Annotated in this window: 16 protein-coding genes; 11 read left to right on the top strand and 5 right to left on the bottom strand. The window is 55.9% G+C overall.

Going from position 1 to position 18,108, the window contains the following annotated elements:
* Positions 1-273: 273 nt before the first annotated feature.
* Positions 274-1,305, bottom strand: coding sequence for a LysM peptidoglycan-binding domain-containing protein (locus ACU6TU_RS04010; protein WP_447144175.1), 1,032 nt, complete (start codon positions 1,303-1,305; stop codon positions 274-276).
* A gap of 288 nt (positions 1,306-1,593) precedes the next feature.
* Between ACU6TU_RS04010 and def the strand changes: the two genes are divergently transcribed.
* From def to ACU6TU_RS03975, 7 genes are all read left to right on the top strand, one after another.
* Positions 1,594-2,106: a peptide deformylase gene (gene def / locus ACU6TU_RS04005; RefSeq protein ID WP_447143295.1), complete on the top strand. Its 513-nt coding sequence runs from the start codon at positions 1,594-1,596 to the stop codon at positions 2,104-2,106.
* Between the two features lie 3 nt (positions 2,107-2,109).
* Positions 2,110-3,090: a methionyl-tRNA formyltransferase gene (gene fmt, locus ACU6TU_RS04000; RefSeq protein ID WP_447143294.1), complete on the top strand. Its 981-nt coding sequence runs from the start codon at positions 2,110-2,112 to the stop codon at positions 3,088-3,090.
* The gene (gene rsmB / locus ACU6TU_RS03995) at positions 3,087-4,424 is read left to right on the top strand and encodes a 16S rRNA (cytosine(967)-C(5))-methyltransferase RsmB (RefSeq protein WP_447143293.1); all 1,338 of its coding nucleotides are present in this window, start codon (positions 3,087-3,089) and stop codon (positions 4,422-4,424) included. Before fmt ends, rsmB begins: the two co-directional genes overlap by 4 nt.
* Before the next feature lie 86 nt (positions 4,425-4,510).
* Positions 4,511-4,717 (top strand): dodecin, encoded by a 207-nt coding sequence (locus ACU6TU_RS03990; protein WP_447143292.1) that lies wholly within the window; start codon positions 4,511-4,513, stop codon positions 4,715-4,717.
* A gap of 90 nt (positions 4,718-4,807) precedes the next feature.
* Positions 4,808-6,181 carry a Trk system potassium transporter TrkA gene (gene trkA / locus ACU6TU_RS03985; protein WP_447143291.1) on the top strand — a complete coding sequence of 458 codons (1,374 nt, stop codon included), beginning with the start codon at positions 4,808-4,810 and terminating at the stop codon, positions 6,179-6,181.
* 37 nt (positions 6,182-6,218) lie between these two features.
* Entirely contained in the window at positions 6,219-7,667 is a 1,449-nt protein-coding gene (locus ACU6TU_RS03980) for a TrkH family potassium uptake protein (RefSeq protein WP_447143290.1), read from the top strand.
* A gap of 86 nt (positions 7,668-7,753) precedes the next feature.
* Complete coding sequence (locus ACU6TU_RS03975; RefSeq protein ID WP_447143289.1) at positions 7,754-8,992, top strand: TraB/GumN family protein; 1,239 nt, start codon at positions 7,754-7,756, stop codon at positions 8,990-8,992.
* A 1-nt stretch (position 8,993) separates the two neighbouring features.
* On the opposite strand, the gene ACU6TU_RS03970 is transcribed toward ACU6TU_RS03975, so the two are convergent.
* Entirely contained in the window at positions 8,994-9,767 is a 774-nt protein-coding gene (locus ACU6TU_RS03970) for a tRNA-uridine aminocarboxypropyltransferase (protein ID WP_447143288.1), read from the bottom strand.
* 255 nt (positions 9,768-10,022) lie between these two features.
* Between ACU6TU_RS03970 and bioB the strand changes: the two genes are divergently transcribed.
* Positions 10,023-11,099 carry a biotin synthase BioB gene (bioB, locus tag ACU6TU_RS03965; protein WP_447143287.1) on the top strand — a complete coding sequence of 359 codons (1,077 nt, stop codon included), beginning with the start codon at positions 10,023-10,025 and terminating at the stop codon, positions 11,097-11,099.
* A 20-nt stretch (positions 11,100-11,119) separates the two neighbouring features.
* Here bioB and ACU6TU_RS03960 read toward each other — a convergent pair whose 3' ends face one another.
* Positions 11,120-11,830, bottom strand: a complete 711-nt coding sequence (locus tag ACU6TU_RS03960; protein ID WP_447143286.1) for an SIR2 family NAD-dependent protein deacylase — start codon at positions 11,828-11,830, stop codon at positions 11,120-11,122.
* A 28-nt stretch (positions 11,831-11,858) separates the two neighbouring features.
* A complete protein-coding gene (aceK, locus tag ACU6TU_RS03955) occupies positions 11,859-13,625 on the bottom strand; it encodes a bifunctional isocitrate dehydrogenase kinase/phosphatase (RefSeq protein WP_447143285.1) in 1,767 nt (588 codons plus the stop codon).
* A gap of 197 nt (positions 13,626-13,822) precedes the next feature.
* Here aceK and ACU6TU_RS03950 point away from each other — a divergent pair, with 197 nt between their 5' ends.
* On the top strand, positions 13,823-14,467 hold the full coding sequence (locus tag ACU6TU_RS03950) for a class I SAM-dependent methyltransferase (protein ID WP_447143284.1): 645 nt from the start codon (positions 13,823-13,825) through the stop codon (positions 14,465-14,467).
* A gap of 32 nt (positions 14,468-14,499) precedes the next feature.
* Positions 14,500-14,775: a TIGR03643 family protein gene (locus tag ACU6TU_RS03945; RefSeq protein ID WP_447143283.1), complete on the top strand. Its 276-nt coding sequence runs from the start codon at positions 14,500-14,502 to the stop codon at positions 14,773-14,775.
* A 7-nt stretch (positions 14,776-14,782) separates the two neighbouring features.
* Here ACU6TU_RS03945 and ACU6TU_RS03940 read toward each other — a convergent pair whose 3' ends face one another.
* Complete coding sequence (locus ACU6TU_RS03940) at positions 14,783-16,786, bottom strand: RecQ family ATP-dependent DNA helicase (RefSeq protein ID WP_447143282.1); 2,004 nt, start codon at positions 16,784-16,786, stop codon at positions 14,783-14,785.
* A gap of 220 nt (positions 16,787-17,006) precedes the next feature.
* On the opposite strand from ACU6TU_RS03940, the gene ACU6TU_RS03935 reads away from it, so the two are divergent.
* A complete protein-coding gene (locus tag ACU6TU_RS03935) occupies positions 17,007-17,972 on the top strand; it encodes a helix-turn-helix transcriptional regulator (protein WP_447143281.1) in 966 nt (321 codons plus the stop codon).
* The last annotated feature ends 136 nt before the right edge of the window (positions 17,973-18,108 follow it).

Here is an 18,108-nt window from a genome sequence, read left to right as displayed (position 1 = left end):
GACGTTTCATTCACGGCCGCGCTGGTGTCAGTTTTTATTCGGGGCAAGGCAGGAGGAGAGACGTTTGGTAACTCCAAATGAACGACGACTAACGCCGCAGCGGATAAAAACTGACCCAGCCCTTCGGGTTGCGCTTCAAAATGCACCATACTGCGTTGCGAAACTTGAGAAGGGAACTACCCTTAACTGCGTTCCGCGCCTTGTCTGGCACATTTTGATGCAGCAACGCGGTTCGTGATGAAACGTCAGAAGACCCTAGAGCCTGCTGACGTTTCAGCGTGGCGTACGTACCTGATCCCCCACCGACAAGGTGCGTGACGCTTCCATGACCAGCGCATAGCTGACGTGATCATAAGGTTTGAAGACCATCAGCAATCCCGCTTCTTCCGAGGGCATCTGCAGCACTTCTTGAGTACGCGGGTCATTGACTCTTTCACCGGCTTGATCAATGCGCAACACATGCCCCGATTGCAGGCCATCCTGTGTCCCCAGGTCGATCGCTACAACTTGCAGGCGGCCAATAAAACGTACGCCACCCGGCACGGCCAGAATCCTGCCGGATAACGCTGCCTGCGGGGCCCGTGGCATAAAGTTTTCAGCCAGATGCGTTTCTTCCTGCGGCAGGATCAGGTCACCGTTACGTATCTCCTGATTGGCCTGGCGCACATCAAGCTGGATAATTTCACCTTCGCGACGTGCGGCATAAGCTTCACCGATCTTGATCAACTCCTGCCCAAGCGGCTCACCGGTGGCGCTTGAATAGGGCTCGCCACGGCGATAGATTCCAACCGGCTCGCCTCGCACAATGCGCTGGTCACCCGCATCAGCAACGCTGGCACGCACAAAAATCAGGTCACCGGCACCACTGATCAGGCGCTGGTTATCCGCGCCCACCACATAGGCCAGCTCATCCGGCGATGCCAGGTCATCAACAATACGATGATCACGTAAAAACGCGCTAACGGCACTCAACGGCAACGGGGTAATTGCTTCCCGGTGAGGCAGCGTGCGTATCTTAGGAGACAGCTTGACCTCCTGCTGGCCGCGTTCAAGCACAATACACGGCCCCCCCTGACAATCTCTCAGGCGCAGGTGGTCTCCGGGATAGATAAGATGCGGGTTATTGATCTGTGGATTGGCACGCCACACCGCCTGCCACTGCCAGGGCGCATGCAGAAATTCACCGGCAATATCCCACAGCGTATCGCCGGCTTTGACGGTATAGGTTGAGGGTGCATCATCACGCAGTCGCTCCCATGCCTGAGTCGGCATCGCGACAGCTAGCCCGAAAACGATGCCAAGCATACCCAGCACACCGAACAGCCCGCGCTTTGCCTGACGACTCGGCGTCACATAACCACGGTGCTTTTCACGTCGGTCAGTGCGGTTTTCGACACGCGTGCCGTCATGCTTATAAAGGTTATGACTATGCGGCTTCACCCTGATGCTCCTGATTTATCCAACACGATCATAGCGCCCCATGCTCCGTGATTATTGGCATGCTATAGTAGCAAGCAAATCGAACATCGCCAGCTGGTGCTTAACCGTGGCATGTTCAATCCAGAGATCCAGCATAACGGTAATTGTAACGCTATGGCTAAACTTGTAATTCTAGAATTCCCCGATGAGCGGCTGCGTACCAAGGCAGCGGTGGTTGATCAGGTGGACGACGACGTCCGTCAACTGGTTGATGACATGCTGGAAACCATGTACGACGCCCGTGGTATTGGCCTTGCCGCTACCCAGGTGGATGTACACCGCCGCGTTGTGGTAATGGATGTCAGCGATGATAGCGGTCAGCCGCTGGTTCTGATCAACCCAAGCTATACCCCGATCGGCGATGAGAAAGATTTCTTATCCGAAGGGTGCCTTTCCATTCCCGAGTACTATGCCGAGGTACCCCGCTACCTCAAGGTCAGACTCAGCGCTCTTGACCGTGATGGCAAGCCTTACGAGCTGGACGCTGACGGCCTGCTGGCACACTGTATCCAGCATGAGCTGGATCACCTGGAAGGCGTGCTCTTCGTGGATTACCTTTCACCGCTGAAGCGCGATCGCGTTGCCAAGAAAATGCAGAAGCGCCATAAACAGATACAGGGTGCCTGATTGATGTCATCACTGCGCATCGTATTTGCCGGAACGCCTGATTTTGCTGCCACCAGTCTGGCGGCGCTGCTGGAAAGCTCACATCAGGTGGTGGGGGTCTATACCCAGCCTGACCGCCCGGCAGGACGAGGGCGAAAGCTCACTCCCAGCCCCGTCAAACAGCTGGCATTGGATAACGGGCTGACGGTTTATCAGCCCGGTTCGCTGAAAGCGCCTGACGCTCAGGCGGAATTGGCGGAGTGTCAGGCCGATATCATGGTAGTGGTCGCCTATGGCCTGCTCCTGCCGCAGGCCGTTCTGGATATTCCCCGCCTTGGCTGCGTTAACGTGCATGGTTCACTTCTGCCCCGCTGGCGCGGCGCTGCTCCGGTCCAGCGCGCGATCGAAGCCGGTGACAGTGAATCTGGCGTTGCCATCATGCAGATGGATGCCGGGCTGGATACCGGCGCGGTGCTCAGTGAGGCGCGCACCCCGATTACCGCCACCACAACCGGCGGCGAATTGCACGATAGCCTGGCAACACTGGGGGCTGGCCTGCTGGTTGAGACGCTGGATGCCCTGGCAAACGGCCATGCGCACGCCACGCCTCAGCCTGACGAAGGCGTGACCTATGCGGCAAAGCTCAGCAAGGCAGAAGCGGAGCTTGACTTCACTCAGTCAGCCGCTGTGCTGGCCGCTAAAATTCGCGCGTTCAACCCCTGGCCGGTTGCCTGGTGTGCAGCAGGCGATCAACGTCTGCGCCTGCTGATGGCCAGTGCCGATGACAATCCAACGGGCCAGGCACTCCCCGGCACGCTGTTGGCGCCAGGCGCGGATCATCTACGCATTGCCTGTGGCGCCGATGGAAGCGACATACTCAACGTCTTTCACGCACAATTACCCGGTGGCAAAGCCCTGCCCGCACGCGAACTGCTTAACGCCAGGCATCGCCTGCTGGCGCCTGGCAACGTGCTGGGGCAAGCGCTGCCCGGAGGCACTTCATGACATCTTCCGCGCCCAATCAAAGCGCCAACGGCCAGGAAGTCCGCGCAGCGGCTGCCCGCGCATTGCTGCCCATCCTCATCGATAAGGGGTCGCTGGCGGGGCTGGATGAACACTGCGTGGTAGCTCGTGACCGCGGCCTGCTCAAAGAACTGTGTTTTGGTACCTGTCGGCGTCTACCGCGCCTGGAAGCGTTAGCCAGCCAGTTGCTCAAACAGCCACTGAAAAAACGCGACCAGGACATTCAGGCGTTGTTACTGATCGGCATCTATCAGCTACTTTATATGCGTATTCCTGCGCATGCGGCCGTTGGTGAGACAGCGGGTGCTGCGCGTCTGCTGGGCAAGGAATGGGCAACGCGGGTGCTCAATGGCTGCCTGAGACGCCTGCAGCGCGAGTCTGAGGCTCTTGAGGAAAAGGTTGATCGTGAACCCCATGTAGCACTTGCGCACCCTCTCTGGCTGTTTTCGGCACTTCAAAATGCCTGGCCGGATCACTGGCAAGCTATTGTCGCGGCCAACAATCAGCCTGGCCCGATGACACTGCGGGTCAATCAACGCCATAACGATCGTGAAGCGTATCTTGCCAAGCTCAACGAGCAAGGACTCGCCAGCCATCTCTGCCCGCACGCACCGGATGGCATTACGCTGACCGCGCCGTGTGATGTCAGCATCCTGCCGGGCTTTGATAGCGGTGATGTCAGCGTTCAGGACGAAGCCGCACAAATCAGCGCTGCCCTGCTGGGGCCAACGCTCGCCCCACGCCCGGGCGCTCACGTTCTGGATGCGTGTTGTGCGCCGGGCGGCAAAACGGCCCATCTGCTGGAACAGTTTGATATTGCCCTGTCCGCCGTTGACAGCGATAACGAACGCCTCGCCCGCGTCGAAGACACACTCAGTCGGCTCGGTTTAAAAGCCGATCTGCATCATGGCGATGCGACCGACCAGCAGTGGTGGCAAGGCACCCATTTTGATGCCATCCTGCTGGATGCGCCCTGCTCAGGCACGGGCGTTATCCGCCGTCATCCAGATATCAAGAAACTGCGTCGCAAGGATGACATTCGCCAACTGGCGAAACTCCAGACGCGCCTACTGGATAACCTGTGGCCATTGCTGAACCCAGGCGGTACCCTGCTATATGCAACCTGCTCGGTTCTGCCGGAAGAAAACGCGCATCAGATCGAAAGCTTTCTGCAACGCACCCCGGATGCGTTCGTCACCACGCCGCGTGATGTCGCCTGGGGAATTGAAAGCGGCGCAGGAAGACAGCTTTTTCCGCAGCCCGACAGCCATGACGGCTTTTTTTATGCCAGACTGGAAAAGCGCCCGGTGGCCTGAATGTTGATTTTTTTAGCTCTTCGATATCTTCGAAGCCAACGCAGCACCGGCAATGTGGTAAATCAACGACTTTTAAGGAGTCATGCATGAGCCATCACACCTATAAACATATCGAGTTGACCGGATCATCACCTGTCGGCATCGAGGATGCCGTACAGAACGCCCTCTCCAAGGCTTCTGAAAGTGTAAAGAACCTGCGATGGATGGAAATCACCGACACCCGTGGGCATATCGAAGATGGCCAGGTTGCCCACTGGCAGGTCACCATCAAGGTCGGCTTTACATTAGAATGATGTGATCCTGCATTTTAGCGGCGGCTGTTCTACACTAGCCGCCGCTTTCTATTGCAGCGCAGCGTATGCGCATTGAGATAACGGCAACCTATGAAAATCATTATTCTCGGTGCTGGCCAGGTTGGCGGCACGCTGGCAGAACATCTCGCACGGGAAGAAAACGACATTACCGTTATCGATACCGATGCGGATAAGCTGCGCGAGCTGCACACCAAGCTGGATATTCGTACGGTGACAGGCCCGGGGTCTTACCCGATGGTATTGCGCCAGGCAGGGTGTGAAGATGCCGACATGCTGATTGCCGTGACCAGCGCGGATGAAATCAACATGATTGCCTGCCAGGTCGCCCATACCCTCTTTCGCACGCCCACCAAGATTGCCCGCGTCCGGGCGACGGCTTACCTGACCCGTAAAGGGCTATTTGCCCACGAAGCGATTCCTATCGATGTTCTGATCAGCCCCGAGCAGGTCGTCACCGACCACGTGCGGCGCCTTATCGAGCACCCGGGTGCCCTGCAGGTGCTTGAGTTTGCCGGTGGCCTGGTACAGCTGGTGGCCGTCAAGGCTTTTTACGGCGGCCCACTGGTGGGGCAGGACCTGGCCTTTCTGCGCCGCCACATGCCCAATGTGGATACACGTGTTGCGGCTATTTACCGCCAAAATCGGCCCATCATTCCCCGCGGAAACACAGTGGTTGAAGCCGAAGACGAAGTCTTCTTCATTGCTGCGCGCCGAGATATCCGCGCGGTAATGAGCGAGCTGCGCCGTGTCGAACGGGATTTTCGACGGGTCGTTATCGCCGGTGGCGGAAATATTGGTGAGCGCCTGGCAGAACATCTGGAGCACAGTCATCAGGTCAAGGTTATCGAACACAGTCTCGAACGCTGTACCACGCTGTCAGAACGCCTGGACAGGACCGTGGTGCTGCATGGCAGTGCCACCAGCAAGCGCTTACTGGAAGAAGAAAATATCGAAGAATGCGATATTTTCTGTGCGCTGACCAACGATGATGAAGTCAATATCATGTCATCACTGCTGGCCAAGCGTTTAGGCGCCAAAAAAGTGCTCACGCTGATCAACAACGCGGCCTATGTCGACCTGGTGCAAGGGGGGGATATAGATATCGCGATCTCACCGCAGCAGGCAACTATCGGCAGCCTGCTGACCCACGTTCGGCGCGGCGATATTGTCAATGTGCACTCGCTACGCCGTGGTGCCGCGGAAGCGATCGAAGCCATTGCCCACGGCGACAAGCAGTCTTCGCGTGTTGTCGGCCGTGCGATTGGTGATATCGACTTGCCCGAAAGCACCACCATCGGCGCTATCGTGCGAGGTAAGGAAGTAATGATTGCCCACGACAATGTCGTTGTAGAATCCGGTGATCACGTTATTCTGTTTGTCATCGACAAACGCCGCATACGCGACGTGGAACGCCTGTTCCAGGTCGGCCTGACGTTCTTCTGAGGCGCCCCCGGGCTTTCAAACGGAGTTAACGCTTACTATGAGCCTAAGGGTGATCCTGCGGATATTAGGGCTGCTGCTGATGCTGTTCAGCCTGACCATGCTACCGCCTATTCTGATTTCCTTGTGGTTTCGCGACGGTGTCTGGGATGCCTTTCTTATCGGCATCGCCATCACGGTGATCACTGGATTGATACTCTTTCTCCCCAATCGAAATGCCCGAAAGGAACTGCGTATTCGCGATGGTTTCATTATCGCCGCCATGTTCTGGACGGTACTGGCGCTGTTCGGTTCACTCCCGCTGATGATGTTCGGGGAAGGCGCACTATCGATCACCGACGCCGTCTTTGAATCCTTTTCGGGGCTCACCACCACCGGCGCCACCGTGATTACCGGCATTGATTTCCTGCCTGAATCCATTCGCTATTATCGCCAACAGCTACAGTGGCTGGGCGGCATGGGGATTGTGGTGCTTGCGGTCGCTATTCTGCCCACCCTCGGGGTCGGTGGCATGGCCCTTTACCGCACTGAAATCCCCGGGCCGCTGAAAGATTCCAAGCTGACCCCACGGATCACCGAAACCGCCAAAGCCTTGTGGTATATCTATGCCTCACTCACGCTGACCTGCATGATTGCCTACATGGCCGCAGGCATGCATTGGTTTGATGCCTTGGGGCATAGTTTCTCGACCGTGGCGATTGGTGGTTTTTCTACCTACGATGCCAGCATCGGGCACTTTGACAACGCCGCTATTGAGTTGATTTGCGTAGCCTTCATGCTGATTTCCGCGCTGAGTTTCAGCCTTCACTTCATGGCCTGGCGGGAAAAATCCCTCAGCCATTATTTCCAGGACCCGGAAGCACGTTTTCTATTTCTCTTCCTGCTCGGGCTTATCACGGTGACCGTGATATCGCTATGGTTCACCGGCACTTACGATACCCTGCCTGGCCTGCGCCACGGGCTATTCGAAGTGGTTTCCGTGGCTACCACCGCAGGCTTTGCAGTGGCCGACTTCTCCGTCTGGCCTGGCGCCCTGCCTTTTCTGCTGTTTGTGGCCGCGTTTGTCGGCGGGTGTTCTGGCTCTACCGGCGGTGGCATGAAAGTTATCCGCATTATTCTGATCATCAAGCAAGGGATGCGTGAAGTCATGCGTCTGATCCACCCCAATGCGGTGATTGCCGTCAAAGTCGGCAAGGTCAGTGTACCGGACAGCATTGCCCAGGCTGTCTGGGGGTTTTTCTCTGCCTATGTGTTGCTGTTCTTCCTGATGCTGGTCGGCGTGATGGCGACCGGCGTTGACCAGATTACCGCCTGGTCGACCGTTGGGTCAGCGCTGAACAACCTTGGCCCCGCATTAGGGGAAGCCAGCGGCCACTACGGCAATATCCCTGCGCTCGCCAAATGGATCCTGGTGCTCGCCATGCTGCTTGGCCGTCTTGAAATTTTCACCATCCTTGTGCTGTTTACCCCAGCCTTCTGGCGCCGTTAGCGAGTTGGCGATGAATCACGGTCACCTTTTGCCGTTATCTTCCCCGTCATGTTTATTTTACCGATTTCACTCACTGAGAGTTGTGCATGAATCATCCAGACAAAGCCTCACCCGTGCTGCCCGCCACCAGCGGGCCACTGAAAACCCTGCAGGTTGGCAACACCCGTTATACGTTATTAGGTACGGCACACGTCTCTGCAGAAAGCGCGCAGGATGTCCGTCAGTTAATTGACACCGGCATCTTTGATGCCGTTGCCATCGAGCTATGCGATGCCCGCCATCATAATATGGCCAACCCTGATGCGATGGGCGAGCAGGATCTTTTTCAGGTCTTCAAGCAAGGCAAGGCTGGCATGGTCGCGGCCAGCCTGGCGCTGGGGGCTTTTCAGCAGCGAATTGCCGAGCAGTCCGGTATCGAACCCGGCGCTGAAATGCGAGCAGCCGTAGAAGAAGCACAACGCCGCGAACTCCCCCTGCTGCTGGTTGACCGTGATGTCGGCATCACGCTGAAGCGGATATATCGCAATGTGCCATGGTGGCAGCGCTTTTCTTTATTTTCCGGCTTGCTGGGCAGCGTCCTGTCACGCCAGGATATTTCCAAGGAAGATATTGAAAAGCTCAAGGAAGGCGACATGCTGGAAGCCACTTTCAGTGAGTTTGCCGCTCAGTCGGAAGCGCTTTATACGCCTTTGATCCGTGAGCGCGACCGTTATATGGCGCTGCGCCTGGCGGAGGAAGCGCCTCCCGGTCGCTACCAGAATGTGCTGGTGATTCTCGGGGCAGGCCATCTCAAAGGCACAGGAGAACATCTGGAAGCCCCGCTGCCCGAAGAGCCACGAACCGAGCGCGAATCGCTGGAGCACTCACCGCCGTCCAGCAAGCTCTGGAAAGCGCTTCCCTGGTTGATTACCGCTCTGGTGCTCACCGGTTTTGCCATCGGCTTTTCCCGCAATACCGATCTTGGCTGGCAGCTGGTGCTGGAGTGGTTTTTAATCAACGGGATTTTATCCGGCGGGGCAACCATTGCGGCCCTGGCCCATCCGGTGACCGTGATAGCGACCTTCTTTGCCGCCCCGCTGACCTCACTTAACCCCACCATTGGCGCTGGCTTTGTCGCTGCCGGGGTAGAGCTTTATATGCGCAAACCCAAGGTGCGCGATTTTTCCACACTACGTCATGATGTGACCGAGCTAAAAGGCTGGTGGAAAAACCGCGTATCGCGCACCCTGCTGGTCTTTATCATGGCGACGCTCGGCTCTGCTGCTGGCACCTGGATAGCCGGATTCAGAATTGCCGGTACGCTATTCGGTAGCGGTACTGCATAATTTAGCCGTTATCCTCTACTTGCCTATCTAACAGCCGCTGCATGGCAGCGGTTGGTTGCGCAATTTTGCGATAGTAACGGCTCTCGGCGTAGCTATCGTTAAATACATCAAAGTAATCGTCCAGCACGTCAGCGGCATTTTCATCGCCACTTTGGCGCAGCAATTCAATGGCGACTTCTGCCGTGCACAGGTGTGCTTTCGAGGCCGGTTTGCGCAGCCGATAGCGGGTTTCCCGCTCGGTGCGCAGCGGCAGTACGGGCAGCGCATCCAGGTAGGGGCTCTTACGGAACATCCGCCGCGCTTGACGCCAGGTGCCATCTAAAATCACAAACACCGGAATGCGCGCCTGCCGCTTCGCTGTGTGTACGGCATTAATGTCTACCACCCGGTCTGCGTAGTCGGGCTGGTCATCCGGGAAGATCACAAAAGGCGCGTAGCGCGGATCTTCAAGGAGTGCCGCAAGTTCTTTGTCCGGCGCGGTGCGATACCAGGTAAATACCTTGGTTTGCGTCAACACATCACCAATTAACCGCCCCGTATTGGTCGGTTTGTAGTGCTCGATAGGGTGAGTCAACAGCCACACCTGGGCGGTGCTATCGGCTTTCACCTGGTAAGGGCACAAGCAGTTAAGCTCGGGAAGATTGCACCCTTGGCAACGCGTGACAAAACTGCCCCGTGCTTTAAATTCACGCCGAGGTGGACGCGGATGCCCCGTCGCCGGGTCATTGTCGGTCAATGAAGCCGACTCAGGGTGATGTGACGTAACATCAGACATCCGTGCTCCAACGATTAGAAAGGGTTTGAGAAAGCGTGCTTAAGAAAGCGTGCTTAAGAAAGGGCGCAGAGTATAAAGCAGCCCGACCATCATGACGAATTCTGCCTCTCTAAACCAATTATCTATAAACCAATCATCTATAAACCAGTCACCTTTAAACCCACTATCTGTAAACCAGAACACTTTCACTAGTTGACACCAAAAGTGTAACGCCGCTAGAGTCTTGTCAACTTTCAAAAGAAAAAAGGTTTACCCGTGACCACCTCTGCTTTCAATGCCGACGCCCCGCGCCACGACTGGACGCTGGAAGAGATCAATGCGTTATTCGCACTGCCCTTCAACGACCTGCTGTTTAAAGCCCAGCAAGTACATCGCGCTCACTTTGACGCTAACGCGGTGCAGGTCTCTACCCTGCTATCAATTAAAACGGGGGCGTGTCCGGAAGACTGCAAGTATTGCCCCCAGTCCGGCCACTACAATACTCAGCTCGAAAAAGAGAAGCTGCTGGAAATTGAGAAAGTGGTTGCCCAAGCCAAGGCGGCCAGGGAAGCCGGGGCTAGCCGTTTCTGTATGGGCGCGGCCTGGCGCAGCCCACGAGACAAAGATTTACTACTGGTCGAAGAGATGGTTCGCCAAGTGAAAGCGTTGGGGCTGGAAACCTGCATGACGCTAGGCATGGTCGACGGCAACCAAGCGAACCGTTTGGCGGCGGCCGGGCTGGATTACTACAACCATAATCTGGATACCTCCCCTGACTTTTACGGTGAAATTATCACCACCCGTACCTTTAGCGACCGCCTGGACACGCTGGCCACCGTGCGTGAAGCGGGCATGAAAGTCTGCTCCGGCGGTATTTTAGGCATGGGCGAAGGCGCGCAAGACCGCAGCGCGCTGTTACAGCAATTGGCCAAGCTGTTGCCGCATCCAGAATCCGTGCCCATCAATATGCTGGTCAAAGTGCCGGGGACGCCGCTTGAGAACGTCGAAGACCTGGACCCGCTTGAGTTTATCCGCGCCATCGCTGTGGCACGTATCATGATGCCGCAGAGCCATGTGCGGCTTTCCGCTGGCCGCGAGCAGATGAGCGAATCGACCCAAGCGCTGGCATTTCTGGCAGGAGCCAACTCGATCTTCTACGGCGACAAACTGCTAACCACTGGCAACCCTCAGGCAGACCGCGACCGCGCGCTATTTGCCAAACTGGGGCTGCACCCGGAGCGCCGCGATACCTGCGAAGATGAAGTGACTCACACCGAGCGACTTACTCAACAGGCTCAGCAGCGCGCCCAGGCAGAACGGGCAGCTGAGCTTGCGGTGGATGTCAGTGGGTAAGTAACAGGAAGGCTGACGTTTCAAGGCAACAGCAGATTTCCCTGCTGCTTCCAGCGGTTCACCAACGCCGGGACACCCTCACCGGCATTGGTATTGATGGCCAGAACCCCCGGCGGGCTGAGTGCGTCAGCTTCCGGGTCGACAACGGCACAGGGCGTTTCCATCCCCACATAATTGAGCAATGATGCCGCTGGCATTACCGCCAACGAGGTGCCGACTACCAGCAGAAAATCAGCGTCGCTGACAATATCACAGGCTTCCGGAAACAGCGGCACCGACTCACCAAACCAGACGACATCCGGTCGCAGCTGGCTTCCCATGTCACACACATCACCCAGTTTGATACCGCCTTTGGGCAGCGGATAATGCATACGCTGATTCACTGTCGAACGGGCTTTGAGAATCTCACCATGTAAATGCAGCACATGGCGTGACCCCGCTCGCTCATGCAGGTCATCAATATTCTGGGTAATGATGCTGACGTTGAAACCCGCTTGCTCCAACGCGGCAAGCGCCTTATGCGCCGCGTTAGGCCGGGCTTTGCGAATCTGCTCACGGCGCTGGTTGTAAAATTCCAGCACACGCTCTGGATCGCGCCGCCAGGCACCAGGCGTTGCCACCTGATCAACCGGATGGTTATCCCACAAGCCATCACTGGCGCGAAAGGTTTTGATTCCGCTTTCCGCGCTAATCCCCGACCCTGTAAACACCACCAAATGCGGTACTGCCATCGTTACCTCATTGCCTTGTGTTGCATCACTAATAGACTAGCTGGCCTTTGCTACCGGCAAAACGCTGCTTGTTACGGTAGGGATACACGTCGATCACACGGCCATCCAGAATGGCCTGCTGAAGCTTCTGCCAATAGCTCGCATCCAGAAGCTCCGGATGCAGTTGCAGAAACAGATGTCGTAGCTTCGGGTTAGCAAACAGGAAAGGACCGAATTCTTCGGGAAAAATATCATTGGGCCCGACGGAAAACCACGGTTCATCGGCAAGCCCTTCTTCTGCGGAAGCTGCCTTGGGAATGTGCCGGAAATTACACTCGGTAAGATAGCAGATTTCATCGTAATCGTAGAAAATCACTCGCCCATGACGGGTCACTCCGAAGTTTTTCAGCAGCATATCTCCCGGGAAGATATTGGCCGCGGCCAACTGTTTGATGGCATTGCCGTAATCCTTGAGTACCGTGACAGTTTCTTCTTCGCTGCATTCTCCCAGATAGATATTCAGCGGCGTCATCATACGCTCGGTATAACAGTGCTTGATGATGACTTTATCGCCTTTCAGAGACACCGTAGAAGCACATACCTCCAGCAGGTGCTCAAGACACTCAGGGTCAAAGTGATCCTTCCGGGCAACAAAGTTGGAGAATTCCTGAGTATCGGCCATTCGCCCTACCCGATCATGACGTTTCACCAAGCGGTATTTTTCACACACATCCTCACGGCTCATTTCTTTGACTGGGTCAAACTTATCTTTGATGAGTTTGAACACCGTTCTCGACGAGGGCAATACAAACACTGCCATCACCATGCCGCGTACCCCAGGGGCAATAATAAACTGATCTTCGCGTTTGGCGACCTGATGGTTCAGGGCCCGGAAGAACTCTGTTTTACCATGTTTGAAAAAGCCGATAGAGGCATAAAGCTCACCGGCAGGCTTGTGAGGCATCAGCTGCTGCAGGTAATTAACAAACTCGCCAGGCACCGGCGCATCAACCTGGAAATAGGCGCGGGTAAACGAAAAGATAATCGAAACCTCATCGGTCTCAATCAGTACCGTATCCAGGTGCAGGCGAGCGTCTTCACTCGCATCGTCCTCATGCTTTTCTTCATGCAATATGGGGAGCACCAGGGGCACCTGCTCACCGCCACCCAGGATACGCCCCACCAGATAGGCCCCTTTGTTGCGATAGAAGACGCGGGTCAACAATTCGATCTGAGTATCATCCGCTTTCAGGATCGCGTCCGGCAGGTGCGTCTGCAGGAAATTTGCCCCGTGTCGGGTATCTTCGGCAATATCGGCAAACGGATTACGAAAACCCGCGCCTTCCAGCGCCCATGTGAGTGCGCCCTGCCAGTCGCCATTAACCGACAGGCAACGGCACAGTTCAATGCCTGAATGATGCGCCGCATCCTCACGGGAACTGTAGACAAACATCCAGTCGTTGCGAATGTGGCGGTGGTGAAAAATCGAGCAGAACAGCGAATTAAAGAAGGTTTCCGCCAGTTCATAGTCCAGCCGCTGACTGATCATGTCAGCGTAATGAATACGCGCTTCTCGCCAGCTTTCGCAGTGCGACATAATGTCATGCGGGAAAGTGCGCTTCATGCGCGCCAGTGTGTCACCCACCTTTTCTTCATACAGATTAATACGCTCTGCCGAGGCTTGCTGAGCCTCGAGCCATGCTGCATCGCAGAAACGCCGACTGGCATCACGGGTAATTTCCTTGAAGCGTGCGCGGTACTCATCAAACCCATGCAGGATAGTAGCGGCCAGACGGTAGGCAGGTGACAGTTTCACGGTGCATCTCCTTATATTTTGGTCAGCGTCCCTAAATGCGAAGCGACCCTGATGGCTATCCGCGTGAGAACAATCTGATGAAAGTCATCTCTCACTTTATCAATACAGCGATGGCGTGTAACGCGAACTTTCGCCTAGAATCATGACTCAGGGTTAGGCGACCCCGCCCTACTCGCACGATGTTCGGGGAGCGACTCATGCTCAACACGACCCATTGGAATCGATTGCGTTACACGGCGTATGCACCGATGTATGACGCCATCGCTGAACGTGCTTTTCGACGCCCCAGGCGCATTGCCCTTGGCCAGATTGACTGGCAACCGGGAATGCGTGTTCTGCTTGTCGGGGCGGGCACCGGGCTGGATATCCCTTTTATCCCCAGCGATATCGAGCTGCACATCACCGATTTATGCCCCGCAATGCTCAAGCGCAGCCAACATCGGGCACAATCGCTGCGTCGTGATGTGTCCTGCCAGGTCATGGACGCTGAAGCGCTGGCCTATCCAGACGGGCATTTTGACGCGGTGATCATGCACTTGATTATTGCCGTCATGCCCGACCCGGCACGCGGCCTGACCGAAGCCCATCGCGTTTTGAATGACGACGGTCAGCTATGCGTGATGGACAAGTTCCAGCCGGATGATCATCCCGCAGGCACGGTTCGTCGCGCCTGCAATGTGGTAACGTCAGCACTGGCCACTGACATCACTCGCCAGGCAACACCGCTGCTGCATAATGCGGGTTTTACTATACGTCATGACGAGCCCGTGATGATGAACGGCCTGTTTCGCGCTCTGCTAGCTGCCAAACAGGCAGTACCAGACAGTAATGGCGTTAACTGAAAGAAACTCAGTAGAGTAAAGGAGATAACGGTATGCCCGCTGCGGCCATCAAGCATTTTCGCCGGTTACCGGAAGACGAACAATCCCGCCTGATTGAAATGGCCTGGGAGGACCGCACCCCGTTTGAAGCCATCGAAACCCTGTTCGCACTAGGCGAACCTGATGTGATCAAGATCATGCGCCACCAACTCAAGCCCGCCTCGTTTCGGCTCTGGCGTCAGCGAGTCACGGGACGCTCAACCAAGCACAAGGCATTACGCTCACCGGATGTGATTCGCGGCTACTGCCCCACGCAATATAAGCGTTGAGAAACGATTAATCCGCCGCTAAAAACCCCGCCACCCATTCACGCACCTCAGGGTAGGAGCGCTGCTCAAAGATCGCGAAACCATTGAGGCTGCGCGCTTTGAGCGGGGTAAATATCGGCATGGTCAAGCCACACAAAAAGTGCGCCAGACGCTGGGCATTGGGTGGCTGGCCCACCTGCTGAAGGTGGCGTTCTATCAGTGGGGTGGCGTAGCGCTGAAAATCGCTTTTACTCAGTGGCGCCAACGGCGGTGCGTCGGGCAACTGAACGGGCTTGCCATGACACACCGAACAGTGGCCGCACCGGCCCTGGTCGGTATCTGAAGGCGCATCAAAGGTCGTGTCGCCAAAGTGCTCGGCTAGCCGCCGGGTCAGGCAGGTGTCCGATTCAAACAGCGCCAGCATGGCCTGTAGACGCTCAATCTCGGCGCGTTCGCGCTTCAGACAATCATCAAACAGCTGGTTCGCTAGACCCTCGATGGAAAAACCTGGCGGGCAGATTTCATAAACATCGGTCATCCGCTTACCTTCCAGCGTCAGCCAGCCTTTATTCTGAAAGTATTCAAGTGCCGTGATCACTCGGGCGCGGGAGGCATCAATCTGCTGCGCCTGCCCGGCGGCATGCAGACGTTCGAAATCCACGCTTCCCCAGGTACGTGCAACAGGAATATTGTCGATTAACAGCCGCACAAACGCCGCACGTTCGCCCTCAAAGCGGCTCGCCAACGCGGCGGGGTCAAGATGGTAACGCAGCCGGTATTCGGCGAGAAACGCAAAGCGCGGCGCAATAATGCCGTGCATTTCCAGCCGAACCAGCAGCGTTTTCAGCGGCAGCAGGCGGATGTTGGTGTCACGGGATAGCGTATTAAGCAGCACCTCCCACTGGCGGCCGGGCGCTTGACCCGCCGACGAAATCTCTTCCAGCAGACGCACAATGCCCGCATATTCAGGCGTGTCGCCGTACACGAAGTTTTCCAATACCCGCAGGCCATCGCGCCCGGCAAGCGTCAAACAGGTGGAAGGCAAACCGTCCCGCCCTGCCCGGCCAATTTCCTGGCTGTAATTTTCAATCGATTTGGGCAGATCAAAATGCACGACGTTGCGGATATTGCCTTTATCAATCCCCATGCCAAAGGCAATGGTGGCCACAATACAGGACGACTCGCCGCTCATGAACTGGCGCTGAATATCATCCCGCCGCTGCGCGTCCAGCCCGGCGTGGTAGGCCTGGGCGGCAATTCCCTGGGCGCTGATCGCACTGGCGACCTGCTCGGCAGTCTGCTGCAAGGTCACGTAAATAATCGTGGGAGCTTCATGGCCTGGCAGCATCTGCGGCTTCAGCCAGTCGATCAACTGCTGCTGACGGTTTTCCATCGCAGGTGCCACCAGCAGTTCGAGGTTGGGCCGATAGAACCCGGTGGTAATGACATGTTGCGGCGCGATGGCAAACTTGTCACGCATATCCGCAATCACCGCAGGCGTTGCAGTGGCGGTAAGCAATAGCACCTGGGGAATCGCAAACTCGCGCTGATAGTCAGGGAGTTTAAGGTAATCCGGGCGGAAGTTATGGCCCCACTCTGACAGGCAGTGCGCTTCATCAACCACCAGCAGTGACAGTTGAACCTGACGCAGAAAATGCCGGAATCGTTCGTTCTTCAGCCGCTCAACGGACACCATCAGAATTTTCAGCTCGCCGCTTCTGGCACGCGCCATCACATCGCGAGTGGTTTCAAAGTCCTGAGTGGAATCAATGCTCGCTGCCGGAATACCGTGAGCTTTAAGAAACGCGAGCTGATCCTGCATCAGCGCCAGAAGCGGCGACACCACCAGAGTCAAATGCGGAAGGTGCAGCGCCGGTAGCTGATAGCAAAGCGATTTCCCGGCTCCGGTAGCAAAAATCGCCGCCGCAGAGTGACCACCCAGAATGCTGGAAACCACCGCCTGCTGGCCGCCACGGAAGTCATCAAACCCGAATACTGCTTTTAATGTCTGCTGCGGTGAAATTGAGGTCATGGCCATTCCCTGGAGAGTGAAAAAACGTCTAAAAAAAAAGAGCTTACAAAAAAGCCAAAATGCATCAGCGGCTTAACTTAACGCGTTCACGTTGTTTTCTCCAAGTCATCCATCGGTGCGTTGGAATAGTATTTTTGACATATCAACCCCCAAGAACTTTAATAATCATTAAATAACAACGGTGATGAACGACACCCATTTTTTAACATGCTGACCTGCCATGGCTTTCTTTACATTTTCGACCCAACACTTTGCTCCCAGTGAACGTCTTGAAGCTGCACAGGATATCTATAGCGCGATAGCCCAGGTGCAGCTTGATGCGCCTAAAAACCAGACGCCTCATGTCGAGACGCGCATCAGGCTATTACCCGGCGTGTCAATTGCCAATGTCACCGCATCATCGCTGCATGCCGCACGCAAATCGCCTCAGGTCATCGACGGCAATGATGACATCACGTTCCTGATTCACCCTGGTGGCCAAGGCGGTTGGCTGTCCCACCTGCAGGCACATGACACCCTGGCTTGCACGCCAGGCCGCGCGCGTATCGTACTTAACCATCAATCCGGCAGCGTTGATTTTCATGGCGAGCGGGTCAATTTTCTCAGCGTAGCGTTTTCACGCGCGCAGTTAGCGCCTTTTGTTAATGGTCTGGACCACTTACCCAAAAGCTTGCTGCCACCTGGGGAGCCTCTTCAGCATCTCACCCGCATCGCCCTGGCGCTCACCCAGCACGCTGATGCCATGGATGAGTATTCATCTCTCCAACTTAGCAGCCAACTGATGGATCTCGCCTGCCTGGCGCTGGGCGCTACCCATGATGCAAGCATTCGCTCTCAGCATGGCGGTTTGAGAGAGGCCCGCCTGAAAGCTATCAAGGCCGATATCAAGCTGCTTGCACGCACCCCTTTAAGTCTGAAGGACCTGGCGCTACGGCATCAGGTGTCGCCCAGTTATATTCGCGCGCTATTCAGCAATGAAGGCACCTCGTTTACCGACTATCTGCTTGAGCAACGCTTACAAATGGCGTTTGATGCACTGACAACCCCGCAGTCATCACCACGATCCGTCAGTGATATCGCCTTTCACACCGGATTTAACCACCTCTCCTGGTTTTACCGCGCCTTCAAACAACGTTTTGGCGTTCCGCCTGGCGAGGCACGCAACATCATTCCGTCCCCTCGATAATTAACGCGCGCCCAATTAACTACTCGCAATTAACTACTCGCAATTAACTACTCGCAATTAACTACTCGCAATTAACTACTCGCAATTAACTACTCGCAATTAACTACTCGCAATTAACTATTCGCAATTAACCATG

This window comes from Halomonas sp. LS-001 (assembly GCF_052983955.1).
Note: the sequence above shows the minus strand (reverse complement) of the source record. Positions and strands in the feature narration are given on the sequence as shown.

What these genes read in the sequence shown, in the direction of transcription:
- ACU6TU_RS04010 (WP_447144175.1), bottom strand. Translation starts at nt 1,305, where the DNA reads ATGCTTGGCATCGTTTTCGGGCTAGCTGTCGCGATGCCGACTCAGGCA.
- def (WP_447143295.1), top strand. Translation starts at nt 1,594, where the DNA reads ATGGCTAAACTTGTAATTCTAGAATTCCCCGATGAGCGGCTGCGTACC.
- fmt (WP_447143294.1), top strand. Translation starts at nt 2,110, where the DNA reads ATGTCATCACTGCGCATCGTATTTGCCGGAACGCCTGATTTTGCTGCC.
- rsmB (WP_447143293.1), top strand. Translation starts at nt 3,087, where the DNA reads ATGACATCTTCCGCGCCCAATCAAAGCGCCAACGGCCAGGAAGTCCGC.
- ACU6TU_RS03990 (WP_447143292.1), top strand. Translation starts at nt 4,511, where the DNA reads ATGAGCCATCACACCTATAAACATATCGAGTTGACCGGATCATCACCT.
- trkA (WP_447143291.1), top strand. Translation starts at nt 4,808, where the DNA reads ATGAAAATCATTATTCTCGGTGCTGGCCAGGTTGGCGGCACGCTGGCA.
- ACU6TU_RS03980 (WP_447143290.1), top strand. Translation starts at nt 6,219, where the DNA reads ATGAGCCTAAGGGTGATCCTGCGGATATTAGGGCTGCTGCTGATGCTG.
- ACU6TU_RS03975 (WP_447143289.1), top strand. Translation starts at nt 7,754, where the DNA reads ATGAATCATCCAGACAAAGCCTCACCCGTGCTGCCCGCCACCAGCGGG.
- ACU6TU_RS03970 (WP_447143288.1), bottom strand. Translation starts at nt 9,767, where the DNA reads ATGTCTGATGTTACGTCACATCACCCTGAGTCGGCTTCATTGACCGAC.
- ACU6TU_RS03960 (WP_447143286.1), bottom strand. Translation starts at nt 11,830, where the DNA reads ATGGCAGTACCGCATTTGGTGGTGTTTACAGGGTCGGGGATTAGCGCG.
- ACU6TU_RS03950 (WP_447143284.1), top strand. Translation starts at nt 13,823, where the DNA reads ATGCTCAACACGACCCATTGGAATCGATTGCGTTACACGGCGTATGCA.
- ACU6TU_RS03945 (WP_447143283.1), top strand. Translation starts at nt 14,500, where the DNA reads ATGCCCGCTGCGGCCATCAAGCATTTTCGCCGGTTACCGGAAGACGAA.
- ACU6TU_RS03940 (WP_447143282.1), bottom strand. Translation starts at nt 16,786, where the DNA reads ATGACCTCAATTTCACCGCAGCAGACATTAAAAGCAGTATTCGGGTTT.
- ACU6TU_RS03935 (WP_447143281.1), top strand. Translation starts at nt 17,007, where the DNA reads ATGGCTTTCTTTACATTTTCGACCCAACACTTTGCTCCCAGTGAACGT.